Annotated in this window: 13 protein-coding genes; 9 read left to right on the top strand and 4 right to left on the bottom strand. The window is 41.8% G+C overall.

All coding sequences use genetic code 11. The features are described 5' to 3' along the window. Positions 1–42 precede the first annotated feature (42 nt). The 3 genes from tkt to cas6f form a co-directional block, all read right to left on the bottom strand. Positions 43–2046, bottom strand: coding sequence for a transketolase (gene tkt, locus CWB85_RS13145; protein ID WP_138555135.1), 2004 nt, complete (start codon positions 2044–2046; stop codon positions 43–45). Between the two features lie 197 nt (positions 2047–2243). Continuing rightward, positions 2244–2768 carry a cytochrome b gene (locus CWB85_RS13140; RefSeq protein ID WP_016706885.1) on the bottom strand — a complete coding sequence of 175 codons (525 nt, stop codon included), beginning with the start codon at positions 2766–2768 and terminating at the stop codon, positions 2244–2246. A 523-nt stretch (positions 2769–3291) separates the two neighbouring features. Further along, positions 3292–3462 carry a type I-F CRISPR-associated endoribonuclease Cas6/Csy4 gene (gene cas6f / locus CWB85_RS13135; protein ID WP_138555134.1) on the bottom strand — a complete coding sequence of 57 codons (171 nt, stop codon included), beginning with the start codon at positions 3460–3462 and terminating at the stop codon, positions 3292–3294. 378 nt (positions 3463–3840) lie between these two features. Here cas6f and CWB85_RS13130 point away from each other — a divergent pair, with 378 nt between their 5' ends. From CWB85_RS13130 to CWB85_RS13090, 9 genes are all read left to right on the top strand, one after another. After that, complete coding sequence (locus CWB85_RS13130; protein ID WP_138555133.1) at positions 3841–4794, top strand: SPFH domain-containing protein; 954 nt, start codon at positions 3841–3843, stop codon at positions 4792–4794. A gap of 17 nt (positions 4795–4811) precedes the next feature. Further along, on the top strand, positions 4812–5267 hold the full coding sequence (locus CWB85_RS13125) for an NfeD family protein (protein WP_016706889.1): 456 nt from the start codon (positions 4812–4814) through the stop codon (positions 5265–5267). A 270-nt stretch (positions 5268–5537) separates the two neighbouring features. Next, a complete protein-coding gene (locus CWB85_RS13120) occupies positions 5538–6212 on the top strand; it encodes an ABC transporter ATP-binding protein (protein ID WP_016706890.1) in 675 nt (224 codons plus the stop codon). Next, positions 6206–7168: an HlyD family secretion protein gene (locus tag CWB85_RS13115; protein ID WP_016706891.1), complete on the top strand. Its 963-nt coding sequence runs from the start codon at positions 6206–6208 to the stop codon at positions 7166–7168. Before CWB85_RS13120 ends, CWB85_RS13115 begins: the two co-directional genes overlap by 7 nt. A gap of 2 nt (positions 7169–7170) precedes the next feature. Beyond that, a complete protein-coding gene (locus CWB85_RS13110; protein ID WP_138555132.1) occupies positions 7171–8340 on the top strand; it encodes an efflux RND transporter periplasmic adaptor subunit in 1170 nt (389 codons plus the stop codon). Beyond that, positions 8337–9530: an efflux RND transporter periplasmic adaptor subunit gene (locus CWB85_RS13105; protein WP_138555131.1), complete on the top strand. Its 1194-nt coding sequence runs from the start codon at positions 8337–8339 to the stop codon at positions 9528–9530. The genes CWB85_RS13110 and CWB85_RS13105 overlap by 4 nt, the downstream gene beginning before the upstream one ends. Further along, entirely contained in the window at positions 9530–10765 is a 1236-nt protein-coding gene (locus CWB85_RS13100; RefSeq protein WP_138555130.1) for an ABC transporter permease, read from the top strand. Before CWB85_RS13105 ends, CWB85_RS13100 begins: the two co-directional genes overlap by 1 nt. Before the next feature lie 93 nt (positions 10766–10858). Next, positions 10859–11704 carry a patatin-like phospholipase family protein gene (locus tag CWB85_RS13095; RefSeq protein WP_138555129.1) on the top strand — a complete coding sequence of 282 codons (846 nt, stop codon included), beginning with the start codon at positions 10859–10861 and terminating at the stop codon, positions 11702–11704. A gap of 83 nt (positions 11705–11787) precedes the next feature. After that, positions 11788–14022 (top strand): hypothetical protein, encoded by a 2235-nt coding sequence (locus tag CWB85_RS13090; protein ID WP_016706896.1) that lies wholly within the window; start codon positions 11788–11790, stop codon positions 14020–14022. A gap of 101 nt (positions 14023–14123) precedes the next feature. Here the strand turns inward: CWB85_RS13090 and CWB85_RS13085 are convergent, their stop codons facing one another. Beyond that, positions 14124–14666, bottom strand: a complete 543-nt coding sequence (locus CWB85_RS13085) for a YdeI/OmpD-associated family protein (protein WP_138555128.1) — start codon at positions 14664–14666, stop codon at positions 14124–14126. Positions 14667–14747: the final 81 nt, after the last annotated feature.

Raw genomic sequence — 14747 nt, 5'->3', positions numbered from 1 at the left:
TTAATTAAATCAGCGGGCTTTTTATCAGGTAAAACTTTTAACTTAGATGTCGCTTAATAACGCATTTGCTTTAGCAACTAAGTTCTCAACGGTAAAACCAAAATGCGCTAGTAATACCGCACCCGGTGCTGACTCACCAAACGTAGTCATCCCTAATACGTCGCCATCTTGACCAACGTACTTATACCAAAAGTCACTGTGCGCAGCTTCTACAGCAATTTTAGCAACGCCTGCTGGTAACACACTTTGGCGGTAAGCTTTATCTTGCAAATCAAACTGATTGGTTGATGGCATAGAGACAACGCGAACTTGCTTGCCTTGAGCTGTAAGTTCAGCTGCCGCATTAACCGCTAATTCGACTTCAGAACCAGTCGCCATTAAAATTAGCTCTGGTGTTTGCTCACACTCAACTAAGGTGTAGCCTCCTTTTGCAACGTCAGCTACTTGCGCTTCGTTTCGGGCCATTGCTTTAGTTCCTTGGCGACTAAAGATCAATGCACTTGGACCAGCTTGTTTGAGTAAAGACTGACTCCATGCAACGGCTGTTTCAACCTCATCGCATGGGCGCCACGTTGTCATATTAGGCGTCATACGCAAATTGGCAATTTGTTCAATCGGCTGATGGGTTGGGCCATCTTCACCTTGACCAATCGAGTCGTGGGTGTAGACAAAAATGCTTTGCGCTTTCATTAATGCCGACATACGCACAGCATTGCGTGCATATTCCATAAACATTAAGAAGGTAGCGCCAAATGGGATAAACCCACCATGTAACGCAATACCATTCATAATCGCGCTCATACCAAATTCACGCACACCATAAAATACATAGTTGCCCGCATCATCATCTTGTAAGCCTTTGGCATCAGGCCATAAGGTTAAATTTGACCCTGCTAAATCGGCTGAGCCCCCCATTAGCTCCGGCAAGTGCTCAGCGAAGAAGGTAATGGCATTTTGTGATGATTTGCGCGTAGCAATGTTTTGCATATCGTCTTGGCACTTTGCAATGTATTGATCAGCAATTTCTGCAAAGTTGCTCGGTAATGATTTAGCTGTTACACGACGATTAAACTCTTTACTTAGTTCTGGGTGCGCTTTGCTGTAAGCGGCAAACATCTGTTGCCATGCACTTTCTAAGTCTTGACCTTTAGCTTGCGTGTTCCACTCATTATATACATTTTGTGGAATTTCAAAGGCTGGATGTGGCCAATTTAGTTGCTCACGAACCGCTGCAATTTCATCATTGCCAAGTGGTGAACCATGACAATCATGACTACCTGATTTATTAGGTGAACCAAAGCCAATCACCGTTTTACAACAGATAAGCGTTGGTTGCTCAGGGTTCGCTTGCGCCGCTTCAATCGCACTGGCAATCGCTGTCATGTCGTGGCCATCAACACCACGAATAACTTGCCAACCGTATGACTCAAAACGCTTTGGCGTATCGTCAGTAAACCAGCCTTCCACTTCGCCATCAATTGAAATGCCATTGTCATCCCAAAAGGCAATCAACTTTCCTAGCTTTAACGTACCGGCTAATGAACATGCTTCATGAGAGATACCTTCCATCAAACACCCATCGCCTAAAAAGCAATAAGTAAAGTGATCAACGATATCAAAATGTGGCTTGTTAAATTGTGCCGCTAAGGTTTTTTCAGCAATCGCCATGCCTACCGCATTAGCAATACCCGCACCTAATGGCCCTGTGGTTGTTTCAACCCCTGGCGTATAACCGTACTCTGGGTGGCCAGGCGTTTTCGAATGTAATTGGCGAAACTGTTTAATGTCTTCAATGCTGACGTCATAACCACTTAGATGCAATAGCGCATATTGCAACATGGAACCATGGCCATTTGACAATACAAAACGGTCGCGGTTAACCCAGTTAGGGTTTAACGGATTATGGCGGTGAAAATTTTGCCAAAGTACCGCGGCAATATCAGCCATTCCCATTGGCGCACCAGGGTGACCTGAGTTGGCTTTTTGAACGGCATCGACAGCAAGCATGCGAATTGCATTAGCAGATTGAGAACTGGGCAGAGTCATCTTTTCTTATCCTGTTAATATTATATTATAAATAATATCTCAAAATGTAATATAAATAGCAATCAGAAATCACCCTAACTCGCTAAAAACTGCATATTAGGCAACCTAATATGCAGTTATCCTAGTCATTTTCATAGAGCTTAACTATTTTTTGTACAAAGAAGAGTAAATGAGAAGACAAAAGACAACGAGCTCATTCATCCTAGCATACGCTGTAATAAACCATCTTTTTTTATAAACTGGTGTACAAATGCCATCACGATATGACCAGCAATAAGTACAAGCAAAGTCCATGCAATATAAGGATGTAACCCCCCTATACTGGCCAGCCATGCAATACCATCACTTTTTGCAACTAGTTGCACACCAAACACGGTTAAACCATAGCCTTTACCCACCATATAGGCAAGACCAGTCACAGGCATTAACACCATTCCTAAATATAATAGCCCATGCCCTACTTTAACAAAAACAGCCAACTGTTCGTCGACAGGCGGTCGATTTGCACGCTGTGACATAAACCAGCCAATGCGCACAATTATAAGTACAAGCAATAATACACCAATCGATATATGCCAGGGTACAAGCACTTGACCTACCCAATGCTCCCCCTCATTAATACGGTCAAATAGCTTTAACATTTGCCAAAAAATAAGCACCGCCATTGCCCAATGAAAAAACCGTGAAACCGCGCCATATTTTTCTTGTGAGTCATAAAGCATTACACTCTCCATTATTTATCTACACTTTATTCAATATAGCCTGCTTCCGTGTTTTTAGCACCTAACAGAGCAGCGCGAAAAGTAAATGAGAAGTAGCCCCAGGTTACAAACGTCAAGCTTGAAGTCGCCGATAAACACCTGCTTAATTGCTTGCGAAGTTGCCTGTGTTGTAGGTCGTGCTTTAGCGCGAAAAATGAACTGAATTTCAAACAAACCACAGTGTTTACAATCCATCCATGGAGCTTGGTTACATCGGTCATCCATGACCTCACTTCCTCAGGCTGCGAAACTCCGTTTCGGTCCTTCGTCACCTAAGCTGCCTGTGCGGCAGTGAACTCGATGCAACACTTATAGGTAGATACCCCGCTTTTCTAAGCTGCCTGTGCGGCAGTGAACGGAATACCAGCATAAAAGCAACTTACAACAAGCCGTTAGGTTAAATATTGCTATTTTACCTTGTAAAAAACGACCTATTATAATTCATTGTTTTTATAGTAAATTTTTAAAGAGCAAAAATAAAGGGTTAAAACCAAGGTACGGTAGCGGTTTTGCTTAATCCATATGAATCAAATTTACCATCAATAGGTTTATCTTTTAACTCACTAAACGCAAAGGATTTGCGATGTATTTGTTCTGTTGAACTACTGAAAAAATTTAGGTAAAGATTCTCAGCTGCGCTAAGTATACATTTCACATGGTTTAATAAAAATGTGTACTTTGTTTTGAACTAAACATGGCGCGGGCTCTATCCTTACATAGTGGTGAGTTTAACCATATTAGGTATTCACTTTGAGCTTGCTAATCTTAAATTGACAACGAGAGTCAAAACAAAATTTCTTTTCTGCCTGAACTATTTGCTTTAAATCAAAAATTAAACATGCTTTCTGTGCGCATCTTGAAAAACATGACCATAATCTTGCTATCGTAATTATCTTACTGACATACTTTGTCACGATTTTTTACTAGGTGAGCTCGCAGCTCAATGGTAATCTTAGCCAAGTTACATTTGTACATAATAAATAAACAACGTTTTGTAACGCCGCCATTTGGCAATAATCTAAGGAGAGTATCTATGGACCCTATCGCGCAAATTCTCAACATATTATTTACTGTTGAAGCGTTTTTACTCATTTTTGTTTTAGTGCTGCTAAAAAGCAGTGTGAAATTTGTACCGCAAAACCGCGCATGGTTGATTGAACGTTTTGGTAAGTACCAATCAACCAAAGAAGCGGGCTTAAACTTCATTGTGCCATTTGTTGATCGTATTGCAGCTGATCGTAGCTTAAAAGAGCAAGCACAAGATGTGCCTTCGCAATCTGCCATCACCAAAGACAACATCTCACTGATTGTCGATGGTGTATTGTATTTCCGTGTACTTGACCCGTACAAAGCCACATATGGCGTTGACGATTATGTGTTTGCAGTAACACAACTTTCGCAAACCACCATGCGTTCTGAGCTGGGTAAAATGGAGCTGGATAAAACCTTTGAAGAGCGTGATTTACTCAATACCAATATTGTTGCAGCCATCAACCAAGCCGCTGAGCCTTGGGGTATTCAAGTATTACGTTATGAAATAAAAGATATTGTGCCACCGCAATCGGTTATGGAAGCGATGGAAGCGCAAATGAAAGCGGAGCGTGTAAAACGTGCGCAAATTTTAGAATCAGAAGGTGACCGACAAGCCAATATCAACGTCGCAGAAGGTAAAAAGCAAGCACAAGTATTGGCAGCAGAAGCTGAAAAAGCCGAGCAAATCCTGCGCGCTGAAGGTGAAGCAAAAGCAATTATTGCGGTTGCTGAAGCACAAGCGGATGCACTGCGTAAAGTGGGTGAGGCGGCGGATACTGAACAAGGCCAAAAAGCCATCCAATTAGACTTAGCGACCAAAGCTATTGCAGCGAAAGAAGCGATAGCACGTGAATCTTCTGTCGTATTACTACCAGATAACGGTACTGATGCCAGCTCAATGGTGGCACAAGCAATGTCAATTATTAATACCTTAAATACCAAGCAAAAAGGTTAATTATATAGGAGCAAGGTATGCAGTTTATTATAGATAATTTACCGCAAACGTTGATGATATTAGGCGTATTAGCACTAATAATAGAAGTTGCTGTACTTGGTATGTCTACGTTTATATTGTTGTTTTTGGGTATTTCTTTATTTGCGACAGGCTTAATGATGAACTTTGGTTTATTAGATGCATCATTAACAACAGCACTTTGGAGTAACACATTAATTACCGCAGCTTGTGCATTATTATTGTGGAAACCGCTTAAGCGAATGCAAGAAAACGTAGATAGCAAAAGTGTGAAAAGTGATTTTGCCGACCTTAATTTTGTGCTCACTAATGATGTTAATGAGTTAGGCCTTACCACTCACCCGTACTCAGGAATAACCTGGAAACTAAAAAGCCAGCAACCGCTGAGCGCCGGCACCCATGTAAAAGTGGTAAAAAAGGAAGTCGGCGTAATGTGGGTTGAGCCTCTGATTTAGTCTCTGCACTTTAGTATGTAGCGTGTGATCAGTTTCACGCTACTTGCATCCTCTTTTTATAAAGTAAACCAACTTGGTTACAAAACAGCTGCAATTTACGCCATAATCACGTTAAAAATATAAATCGAACTTGATAAAAAATTGTTAATCGTTGATTTAATTTACAAATAAACTCGCTTCAATCTGACTACGAGCTGAATTTTTACTTGTTTCACACCACATTTATCGCTAGTTTAGGCTGTTATAAATTATAAAAATAAAAAGTACACTATGATCAGGGTTGAAAATCTTTGCCGTACTTATGGTGCTGGCGAGACGCAAGTAACAGCATTGAAAAATGTGTCGTTACATATCAAGGAAGGTGAATTTGTTGCTGTGATGGGAGCGTCAGGCTCAGGTAAATCTACCTTAATGAATATTCTAGGCTGCTTAGATACTCCTTCATCGGGTAATTATTTACTTTCTGGTGAAAGCATTAAAGACATTGATGATGTCAGTCTGTCAGCCATTCGTAATAAAAAAATTGGCTTTATCTTTCAGACTTTTCATTTGCTTACCCGCTTAAGTGCACAAGAAAATGTCGCGCTTCCACTGCGCTATACTGACACCCCAAAACAACAAGCAAGCGAACGCGCACTGGCAATGCTAGATAAAGTAGGCCTACGTGCTCGTGCTCATCATAAACCCTTTGAGATGTCCGGTGGCCAACGCCAACGTGTCGCCATTGCCAGGGCTTTAGTGAACGAGCCTAAAGTCATTTTTGCTGATGAACCTACGGGTAACTTAGATAGTAAAACCTCCCATGAGATCATGGAGCTACTTTGCTCGCTTCATCATCAAGGTCATACCTTAGTAATGGTAACCCATGAGGAAGATATTGCGGCCTATGCAAAACGTATTATCCGCATGAAAGATGGGGTCGTAATTGAGGACAGCCAATGTTAATAAAGCAACTCATTAAAACCAACCTAGTGTTGTCACTCATTTTAGGAGCATATTCCAGCTTTGCACAGAGCAGTTTGCTTTTAAGCGGTGAACTCAAAGCCAGTGAGCAGCAACTTTTTTATGCCCCTAAATCTGACAATTGGCGAGTACAAGTTCAATGGATGATGAAAGAAGGCGACATAGCCCAGCCAGGTGATGTGGTGGTGGTATTTGACAGTGGCTCGATTGCCAGTGAAATTGAACAAGACGAAGTCAGTTTAGAAGCTGCAAAAGAAGAGTTGGTTCGAGTAACCACCAGTAATGAAGAAAAACAAATTGAAGCCGAATTTAACTTTAAACGTACCGAACTTCTGGTTCAACGGGCACGTATTGATGCCGCAATCCCACAAGCAAATTTAAGCACTTATGATTATCAAAAAAACCAGCTCGAATTTGAAAAAGCCCTGATCAATAGACAGAAATCAGCACAAGAACTGCTACAAGTTAAAACTGAAAATAAAGTAGCGCACAATAAACAACTCCTCACAATTGAGCAATTAGAGACCAACTTACAATACAATAAAACACAACTGGCCAGCATGAGTATCAAAGCACAACGCTCGGGGCCTGTGTTGTATGCAAACCACCCATGGAATGGTGAAAAAGCCTTTGTAGGCATGACGGCACAACCAGGCTGGAAAATTGCTGAAATTCCTACCATGAGTGAACTGTATATCGAAGCCTGGGTGCATGAGGTTGATTATCAGAAACTCAAGCTCGGCCAACCAGCCAAGCTGTTATTTGATGCCTATTTACAGCAGCCATTGCAAGCCACGTTAACTGAAATTTCAACCCAACCGGAAGAGCGGCTGCAGTGGGGTAAAGACGCCTACTTCAGAGCTCGCTTTAATTTCAGTGCTCCAAAATTAACGTTATTGCCTGGTATGAGCGCGAAGCTCACCATTAGGAGCGAGTAAAAATGAATAATCGCCTCTTTTCTAAAGCCTTACTAGTAAGCTCAGTCCTATTTTTAACTGCCTGTAATGAACAAAACGAGCAAAACTTCAGTGTAGAGCGCAGTGATATTGTGTTGAGTGTTAAAGCAAATGGCGAGCTTGAGTCATCAACCAGTGCAATTATTGCCCCCCCTTCTGTTGCCCGGATGTGGCAATACCAAATTAAAACCATGCAACCTGAAAACAGCCATGTAAAAAAAGGTGATGTAGTGGTCTCGTTTGACGACAAGCAAGTTCGTGACAAGCTAATCGATAAACAAGGGGATTTAGAACGCGCCAAAAAACAACTCGAAAACGCGCAAAATAAAGAGTTAATAAAAGAACAAGAGCTAACTCTGCAAGTCGCTGAAATGAAAATGAATTACGACAAAGCCAAGCGCAAGGCTGAAATAGTTGATAATTCCCGCTCCGAAGTCGAACGCAAAAAATCACAGATTGATTTTACTATTGCGAGTAACGATTTGACCCTCGCAAAAAGCAAACAAGCGTATCAGCAACAAAGCAAAGAGCTCAACTTAAAAATGGTGCAAAGTAAAGTTGCTAGACTACAAAGTGAAGTTGACGGTTACTTACAAGATATTGAACGTCTAAAAGTAAAAGCACCAATAGATGGTCTAGTCATTTACAAGACCAATTACCAAGGTGAAAAATCATCAATAGGCGAAAGCGTACAATTTGGCCAACCAGTTATAGAGCTTGCAGTATTAGAAAACATGCAAGTAAAAGCACAAATTGACGAGCCTGATAGCGGTAAAGTTGCCCCTGGTCAAAAAGTTAAAATTACCATAGATGGCAGTACTGAAATTGTTGTTTCCGGTAAAATTGACAGCCTTGGGCGGGTATTTAGAGAAAAGTCACCACAAGATAAACGTCGTATTGTTGATGCCATTGTAAGTATTGATAACCTTGACACCAGTGTGATCCGCCCCGGTCTTACAGCGCGTTTAGAGATCACCACGACTGCATTATCGCAAGTATTAAGCATTCCATTGGCCAGCATTCAATACGATCAACAAGGGCCATATGTCACAACCACTAAAAATGCTCAACAATTTATAGAGATCAGCCACTTTACCGATAATCTTGCGGTGGTGAAAAGCGGTTTAAAGGCCGGTGACGAGGTAAAATTATGAACATACACTTCACTCTAAGTTTATTCGCTTTGATCATATTAAGCGGCTGTTCAAAAGACAATTCTGTACAAAATGCTCTCACTTATACTGTCAGCAAACATCAATTTGAAACAGTTGTCGAAGCGAAAGGTCACTTGGTTGCAGCGAATGAAGTCATTATTACTGCGCCAGCCTCAACACGTGGACCGCAAACGTTAGCGTGGCTGATGCCTGAGTATACGCAAGTAAAAAAAGGGGATGTAATTGCTCGCTTTGATGGCGATCAAATGCGCCGTCAAAGCCAAAAAAATACCAATCGGGCCGCCTTAACGGCGCAAGATTTAACACAAAAATCAGGTGAAATAGATAAAGATAAAGCACTTTTAAAGCATGATATTGTATTGGTGAAAGAAGAAAAGCAATTTGCCGAGGACTACTCTATTGAAGATGAACGTATTCGTTCAAAGCTGGATATTTTAGAGTCACAACAAAACGTTGAGTTTTTAAATGCCAAACATGATTATTATGATTGGCAAACAGGTCGCTTTGCACAAAGTGCTGCAGGCGAACTCATGCTCTTAAAAATGCAAGAGAATCAATATAAACAAAAACTTGAAATGCTCAACACAAACTTATCTCAATTAGAAATTGTTGCTCCACATGATGGCTTATTAACCCACAATACCAATTGGCGGGGCGAAAAACCTCGTGCCGGTGAAACGTTATGGCCTGGACAAAAAATAGCCGCACTGCCCGATGTTAGCAAAATGCAATTAGTACTGTATGTTTCTGAACGTGAAGCCATTGACTTAGCCCCCGGACAACCCCTGCAATTTCAACTAATTGCTTTACCTAAGCAGCAATTTAATGGTGAGCTGATAGAGGTGTCACCGTTTCCTAAGTCGATTAAACGTGGCGATCCACAAAAATATTACGAGCTAAAAGCCACTATTAACCAACAAACGGCTGCCTTGCGCCCAGGTTTAAAACTCACTGCGCGTATTTTAGTGACTCCATTAACTGAGCGTTTAATCGTGCCAAAACAAAGCGTGTTTACCGAACAAAATGCTCACTATGTCTATGCTGAAAAATCCGGCGAGTTTATCAAAACGACTGTTACACTAGGTAAACATAATCTGAGCCATGTTGAGATCCTCGATGGTTTAGCAACTAATGATGTTATCTCTCTCATAGATATAAAGGACATCTAATGAAGTACTTAAGTTTATTTGTTGATACCACTTTAGAGCTTGCCCAGCACAAATTGCGTACCCTACTCACATTATTGGGAATGATTTTCGGGGTCGGTGCAGTAATAGCCATGCTAAATATTGGTGAAGGCGCTGAGCGCGAAGCCATGAAAATGATTGACTCTATGGGCTTATACAATCTAATCATTAATGCCAAAGAGTTTGATGAAAAAGAGCTAAAAGAGCAACGTAAACACTCTGCAGGTTTGAGTTTGCGTGACGCTCAAGTGGCCCACGACTCACTGCCGTTTATAACCGCATTTTCCGCACAAAAAAACATCGAAACCTACCATGTGTTTAGCCAATACAATAACAGTGATGGCCGAGCGGTGGGGGTTAGCGCTAATTATTTTCAACTCTCCCACTTTGAGCTATTTCAAGGCAGAGCACTCAATCAAGCCGACGATGAAAACTTTGCGCAAGTAGCTTTATTAGGCGCCAACACTGCAAAGCAATTGTTTCCACTGGGGGATGCACTCGGCCAGCAAATAAAAATCAACCACTTATGGTTTGAGGTAATTGGCATCTTACAAGCACCTTATTTAAAGAAAAAAGAATTTCAAGGGGTTAAACTCGGTAATGAACAAAATCAAGTGTTTATACCTATGAGTACCGCTGTGCATCGCTTTGAAAGTGGTCTGCTAGATAGTGAAGTAAGTAGCTTAAAGCTGGCGATTGATAAGTCAGTTGACCCTATTATTGCAGCTCAAGCGCTGGAACATCTATTAAGAAATCGTCACAGCGATATTGACGATTTTGAACTCGTTATTCCCGCCGCGTTATTAGCGCAGCAAAAACAAACACAACAGATTTTTAATATTGTGATGTCGTGTGTAGCAGGAATTTCTCTGTTAGTCGGCGGTATCGGCATTATGAATATCATGCTAGCTACTGTGCTCGAGCGCACTAAAGAAATTGGCTTGTTACGCGCCGTAGGTGCCACACAAAAAGATATTCGCATTCAATTTATTGCAGAGAGCTTTACCATTTCTATTTTAGGCGGCTTGCTCGGTGTGGTATTTGGTATCGCGCTATCTGAGATCATTTCTATCTATTCGCAATGGGCGGTATCTTGGTCAATAACGGCAATTGTTTTGTCATTTAGTATCTGTGCTCTCGTTGGGCTTATTTTTGGTGTATACCCCGCAATCAAAGCGTCGCAACTTGACCCAATAGAAGCATTGCAAAGCGACTAAGCGCATTTTTTTGTAATTAGAGGTTAAGCTTAACTGTGTCTCGCGGATCACGTTTAAAATTGTTAGCATGGATAAAACAATAGAGGAGTGAACATGGCTCAGTTAAACCATGCTTTAGTCGTAGAAGGCGGTGCAATGCGCGGCATTTTTGCCACCGGTGTACTCGATGCCTTTTTAACAGCTCAATATCAGCCATTTAACCAGTGCTTTGGAGTATCTGCGGGAGCGACCAATATTGCCGCCTATTTATGTGGCCAACATAAACGTAATCATGCAGTGATCACTGACTATTCTTGTCGCCCTGAATTTATTAATTTACCGCGCTTTATACGCGGTGGTCATTTATTTGATTTAGATTGGCTATGGCAACAAACAATTACAGATATTCGCGTAGATTTAGCCTCTTTTACTGAACAAAACTGCGAGTTTTACATTGTTACTACAGCCATTGAAACGGGCCAAGCGCACTATTTAAAGGCAACGGCGAATCAACTAGAACAACAACTCAAAGCCTCATGTGCAATTCCCATTGCCTATCGTGATTACCCAGCAATTGATGGCATTGCGATGACCGACGGCGGCGTTGCTGATTCAATTCCCGTGCGTAAAGCTTATGAAATGGGAGCCGAAGAAATCACCGTGGTGTTATCGCAACCTCTTGGTTATCAAAAGAAACCCACCAAAATGCCTTGGCTAATTAAACGGCTTTATAAGGAGCACCCTGCTCTTGCTCACGCATCCATCATGAGAGCTGATAACTACAATGCCAGTATAGACTTCATTCATAACCCTCCTGCTGGGTGCAAAGTGAATATCATTGCACCGCCTCTTCATTTTAAAGTGGGCCGAACGACTAAAAACTATAGTAAGCTCAGTTCAGGTTATGAAATGGGCGTTACAGCAGCAGCCCAGTACTTTAAAAGAATGCTTAGCAACTAATAATTCATCCACTGAACTTTTTCTGTTCAATAATAACCTATACTGGCATAGTAACTACATCAACAGTTAGTAAGGAAACCTGTATGAATGCTTTTACTAAGGTCAAAAATGCTTGTATGTATTTTATCGCCTTGACCACCTACCTTTTCTCTCTCAATAGCGTTGCTGTTGAGTGGCCTCAAGAGGTGGATACGTCTGAGGGGGTTATTGTTGTGTACCAGCCACAGCCTGAAACACTCAAAGGTAACGCTCTTACCGCGCGCTCTGCGATGTCCTTTAAATTAAAAGATAGTGATCCAATTTTTGGAGTTTTTTGGTTTGACGCCAAAATTGATACAGATCGCAGCAATGATAGCGCAACGGTTCATAATATCGATGTTACCAAAGTACGCTGGCCTGATTCAAAGGATGCTGGTGAACAGCGCTTTACTGCGGCGGTTAATAATGCGCTCAAAGAGGTGCAATTTGTCACCTCTCTTTCGCAACTCACAGCCAGCCTTGAAAGTGCGCAAGCCGCTGAAAAAAGCCTTGCGGAAATTAAAAACGATCCCCCAAAAATAATTTTTGAAGAGCAATTAGCTGTTTTACTTAGCTTTGATGGTGAGCCTAAATTCAGCGCTATTAAAAACACTCCCTATGAACGCGCCTTAAATACCCCTTTGACAGTAGTACGCGATACTAAATCAAAACAAGTTTACTTAACCAGTGGCGCCTTATGGTATCAAGCAAAAGATGCCAAAGGGCCATACGTTGAAACAACCTCTCCTCCTGCTGATTTAGTAAAGATGATTCCAAAATCAGAAGATGTTACTCCACCAACTCATACTCCTCCCAAAATAGTTGTAGTTACACAAGCAGCTGAGCTGATTTCAACAGATGGAACCGCTAAATGGAAAAGTTTAACAGGCGGGGAGCTTATGTATGTATACAACACGGAAACGCCGTGGTTGCGCGATTTAAAAACGAGTAATATGTATGTGCTACTATCAGGTCGTTGGTTTCGCGCTAAAAAACAAACAGGACCTTGGACTTTTGTTAGAGCAGATGAACTGCCTAGCAGTTTCGCTAATATACCGCCTGACTCTGATTTAGGTGGCCTACGAGTGTCAGTTGCAGGCACTGATGAAGCTAATGATGCAATGCTCGATGCACATGTCCCACAAACAGCCGCAATTAGCCGCAAAGATACCAGCTTAACTGTCACTTATGACGGCGAGCCTAAGTTTGAGAAAATCCCCGGTACTGATGTCGCCTATGCAATTAATACTGCATCTCAAGTTATTTTGGTTGCTAAAAAATATTATGCAGTTGATAACGCTGTTTGGTTTAAAGCTGATTCACCAAAAGGTCCTTGGCAAGTAGCCGATGAAATTCCTAAAGATGAAATTGCAAAAATTCCACCCAGCTCACCTGTTTACAACATCACTTATGTCGATATTTACGAATCAACACCTGAAGTGGTGTATGTAGGCTATTATCCTGGTTATATGTGGTCGTACCCGTATTATGGCGTCCCTGTGTATGGCACTGGTTGGTATTACCCTCCTTATTGGGGAGGAGGTTATTACTACCCTCGCCCACCAACTTGGGGCTTTAACGTAGGTTATAACCCGTGGACTGGCTGGAACTTTGGGGTAAGTTGGAGCAACGGCTTCTTAAGTATAGGTATGGGCTGGAATGCAGGTTTTGCTAATGGCGCACGCCCACCAATCTACTGTTGCTCTGGTTGGTATGGTGGTGGCTACAGAGGGCCAACTATCATTAACACAGGTGATATTAATATTGGCAACAATATTAACGTGGGCAACCATACTAATATTGGTAATAAAATTAATCGCAAAGACAACACCTTGATCAGCGGCAATCGTGTTAATAACTTATATAAGCGTCCTGAAAATAAAGATCGAATGGCCTCTAAAGATCAAGTTAAACGAGACTTTAAAACAGCTCGTAGCAACCTTGATGCAAAAAACAATGTGTTTGCTGATAAGCAAGGCAATGTTTTGAAACACGATGGTGATAAATGGCAACAACGTAGTGAAAATAAATGGCAAGAACTTGATAGCGCGAAGCAACAGCAAATCAAAGATAAAGCCAGTAATATTGATCGTCAGCAGCTACAAGATAGAGCCAGTAATATCGACCGCGATAAAGCGCGCTCAACATTACAAAACAGTCAGCTTCAGGATCGAGCTCGCTCACTGCAAAATCAACGTATGCAACAGCTTAATAACGCTAACCGTGCCCGTCAACAAGGTATGATGCGTCAACAGCAAATGCGCCAAATGCCTCGTCAATTACCCCTGCGCGGCCATTAAATAAAATAGAGCTCAAAAGAGCGGCAATAATAGCCGCTCTTTTTGTTTATAAATAAAACCCTGAGAAAATAGAGCACTGTTTAGCTCTATAACTCAACCTATTAATCCTCAGTTTGAGGTGCGCGAAAAGCTTTGCTATAAAAACCAGAAGAGTCAAAGCAACACACTCTTTTTTTGCCGGAAGCTAACATATTACACGCATCATCAATTCGTTTGTTCCTCGTTTTTTGCTGCTTTGCTGATGTCACCCAATGGATCCAATCTAAACGAGCAATCGTGGTAGTGGCCTGCCAAGTCGTATAGGCTTGAGCAGATGCCCGTAATGCATTGATAAAGTCATCGGGCACGCACGGTTCTGGTTCCTTAGCAACAACCTTAATCTCAAATAGGGCATCCATACCTATCACCGCACCGGATAACGCAAGTTGACTGTTATCAATACGTAGCCAGTGACTTTTTTTACCGTCTGGCTCTAACAGGGCTTCAAACGCATAACCATTGATAGTAGCCAGCACGGTAATACGCCCACGCCTAGCCAATATAGCGCTTACCTCGTGAGGTAATACAACAAAGGCCCATGACTGGGCGTTATTTGGCCGCAATGGTTGAGCGGTAAATTGCGCGCTCGTGTGGTTCTTGGTCATCTATTTCATTCTTAAATGTTAGCTTTGGCTAAAACAGCCACCGCCGTACCGGTTAACTTTACAAGATCTATAAAAACATAA

This window comes from Pseudoalteromonas sp. S1727, from assembly GCF_005886375.1.
In the GTDB taxonomy this organism is placed as follows: Bacteria; Pseudomonadota; Gammaproteobacteria; order Enterobacterales; family Alteromonadaceae; genus Pseudoalteromonas; species Pseudoalteromonas haloplanktis.
The sequence above is the reverse complement of the archived record's forward strand: the minus strand, read 5'-3'. Positions and strand labels throughout refer to the sequence as shown.